This is a genomic window from Flavobacterium sp. (assembly GCF_035456085.1).
In the GTDB taxonomy this organism is placed as follows: Bacteria; Bacteroidota; Bacteroidia; order Flavobacteriales; family Flavobacteriaceae; genus Flavobacterium.
On sequence record NZ_DATIDY010000227.1, the window covers coordinates 1 to 3134 of the forward strand.

Below are 3134 nucleotides of genomic sequence, written 5' to 3' on the forward strand. Positions count from 1 at the left end.
GCAGAAATATTCTCAAAAAAGTGCATATAAAATCATCCTACAAAGAAAATGAAGAAAATTATTTTATTAATCCTAATAATTACATTTCAATTAGGCTATTCAAAAGAAATAAATGAAACTGAAAAACTATCTAGTTTATGCAAAGTATGGGGTTTTTTAAAATATTATCACCCTAATGTTTCCAAAGGAGATTATAATTGGGATGAGCAATTGCTAATTATTTTACCTAAAGTTGAAGAAGCTAAAAACCGAGAAGAATTATCTAAAGTATATTTGGAATGGATAGAAAACTTAGGAGTAGTAAAGATTTGTAAGTCCTGTAATGACGCCAGTAAAAACGAATATTTTGACAAGAATTTTGACCTTTCTTGGACACGAAACACAGAAATGTTTACGGATGAACTTACACAAAAACTGAAGTATATTGAAATTAATAGATTCCAAGGAACGAATCATTATGTGAAATCTTCTAATGTTGGAAATGTTGAAATAACAAATGAAACTGAATATAAAGATTTTAATTATCCAAATGAAAATTATCGTTTATTAAGCATATTTAAATTTTGGAATATTATCGAATATTTTTCACCTTACAAATATAAAACAGACCAAAATTGGAATGATGTTTTATATGAAATGATTCCTAAATTTAAAAATGCAAAAAACGAAGAAGATTATCATTTAGCAATGTTGGAATTATCAATAAAGATTGACGACACTCATAGTAATTTGGTAACCAAAACAACAAACAACTTTTTTGGACTTAAATGGATTCCCTCAAATTTTAAAATTATTGATAACAAAGTAATTCTAACAAATTTTTATAATGATTCATTAGCAAAATTAAATGATTTAAGAATCGGGGACATCATTGAAAAAGTGGATAATAAAAGCATAAATCAAATTATGTTAGAAAAAATTAAATATATAAATGGTTCCAACTATAATACTAAACTAAGAAATTTTGAGTATGGTATTTTTAATGGTTTAACCGATTCAGTTAATGTTTTTTTAAATAGAAATGGAAAAATTATTAATAAAAATATTGGGCGATATTTATGGAAAACTCTTAATGTAAAACAAAAGCCTAAAGAAAAATATAAAATTTTAGATGGGAATATTGGATATGTCGATATGGGAGAAATTGAGCGCAAAGATGTTGACAAAATGATGAATGAACTTAAAAAGACTAAAGCAATAATTTTTGACATTCGAAATTACCCAAAAGGAACGATTTATATGGTTAGTAAATATCTAAATGAAACTCCAAAAGATTTTGTAACTATCACAAAACCTGATTTAACTTATCCAGGGAAATTCCTTTGGGCAAAAAATTTAAAATGCGGGAATAACAACAAAGATTTTTATAAAGGGAAAACAGTAATATTAGTTAATGAAGAAACACAAAGCCATGCAGAATTTACAACTATGGCATTTCAAACTGCTAATAATGCCACAACAATTGGAAGTCAAACAGCTGGAGCAGATGGAGATATATGTAAAGTTGAATTTATAGGTGGTTATAAATTATATATGACAGGTATTGGGATTTTTTATCCTGATAAATCAGAAACTCAAAGAACAGGCATCAAAATAGATTTAGAAATCAAACCAACAATTAAAGGAATTCAAGAGGGGAAAGATGAAGTTTTAGAAAAAGCAATTGAAATAATAGAGGCCGAAAAATAAATACTTCTGCCAACAGCTACTACAACGGATTTGGGCAATTGGCTTAATGGAAAGATGGTTTTGTATTTGGAATGATTTGGCAAATCCGAAGAATGGGCTTAATTTAGTCCCAAACCCGCTGTAGTACCAGAACGTTGGCAGAAAGCATTAACCGAAATCAAGACTTATGAGAATTACATTTATCGTTATTTTATTACTCTTTTCAATTTTGGATTGTAAAGCACAACAAATGACAGATTCAGATATAGAAATAGAATTAAATAATTTACATTTTAAAATTAATGCTGTTCGAGATTCTGTAAACAAATTAATGAAAGTATGTAATGAGGAAATTAAGAAAACAAGCGATTTAAAAAAACGGGGAAGTCTTGCTATTTATGAAGATAGTTTGTATAATGTTTCTGACAGAAATGATATAGAAGAACTGAAAATAAATTTGAATTACGCCAAACAACATCCTTCATCACTTTATTGTTTAAAATTGGTACAACAGCAAATTTCCAGACAACCTGGAAAGGATTTTTATGATGATTTTGAAGCGATTTACAACAATGCTTCTCCCGAAGTCAAGCAAAGTTCTTATGGAATAAAAATGTCCGAACAACTAATCTATTTCAAACAGAGCAAGGTGGGAAGTATCGCTCCAATTTTTCTCGGGAAAGATATGAACGGAAAAGAACTAACGCTTGAAGATTACAAAGGCAAAAAATATGTATTAATTGATTTTTGGGCTAGTTGGTGTGGTCCGTGCCGTGGAGAATTACCCTATATTAAAGATTTATACGAGAAATACAAAGATTTGGGATTTGAAATAGTGAGTGTATCAAGAGATACGGATTTAGATAATTGGCGCACAGCAATATTAAAAGAAGGTATTCAGAATTGGAAACATTTCTCTGTAATCGAAAATAATTGCACCGTAGAAAAAAATTATTTTGTGAATGGAATTCCACATAAAGTTTTAATAGATACGAATGGAACTATTATTGGAAAATGGAAAGGTAGTGGAGAACTCAACAGAAAATCTTTAGAAAATCAATTAAAACATATATTTAACAGATAACCATGCCATCTGCCAACAGCTACTACAACGGATTTGGTCAATAGGCTTAATGGAAAGATGGTCTTGTATTTGGAAGATTTGGCAAATCCGAAGAATGGGCTTAATTTAGTCCTAAACCGCTGTAGTGCCAGAACGTTGGGAGAGATTCCAAAAAAATCCGTAATAACTTGAAAAGTTACCATTTTTTGGTAACTTAGCTAAAAAAATTATGGGACGAAATACTTCTATATCGCTGGGCGACCATTTTGAAAGTTTTATTGAACACAGTATTATTGATGGAAGATTTAATAATGCAAGTGAAGTTGTTAGAGCTGGACTTCGTCTTTTAGAGGATGAGGAAAATAAAATAATTGCGCTGAGAAAGGCGATTAATGAAGGAATT

Annotated in this window: 3 protein-coding genes; all 3 read left to right on the forward strand. The window is 29.5% G+C overall.

Going from position 1 to position 3134, the window contains the following annotated elements; translation table 11 throughout:
- Nucleotides 1-48 precede the first annotated feature (48 nt).
- Nucleotides 49-1689, forward strand: a complete 1641-nt coding sequence (locus tag VLC96_RS16940; protein ID WP_325264819.1) for a S41 family peptidase — start codon at nt 49-51, stop codon at nt 1687-1689.
- A gap of 166 nt (nt 1690-1855) precedes the next feature.
- Nucleotides 1856-2752: a TlpA family protein disulfide reductase gene (locus VLC96_RS16945; RefSeq protein ID WP_325264821.1), complete on the forward strand. Its 897-nt coding sequence runs from the start codon at nt 1856-1858 to the stop codon at nt 2750-2752.
- Between the two features lie 208 nt (nt 2753-2960).
- On the forward strand, nt 2961-3134 hold a 174-nt coding region (locus tag VLC96_RS16950; RefSeq protein ID WP_325264822.1), incomplete at its 3' end, for a type II toxin-antitoxin system ParD family antitoxin.

What these genes read in the sequence shown, in the direction of transcription:
- VLC96_RS16940 (WP_325264819.1), top strand. Translation starts at nt 49, where the DNA reads ATGAAGAAAATTATTTTATTAATCCTAATAATTACATTTCAATTAGGC.
- VLC96_RS16945 (WP_325264821.1), top strand. Translation starts at nt 1,856, where the DNA reads ATGAGAATTACATTTATCGTTATTTTATTACTCTTTTCAATTTTGGAT.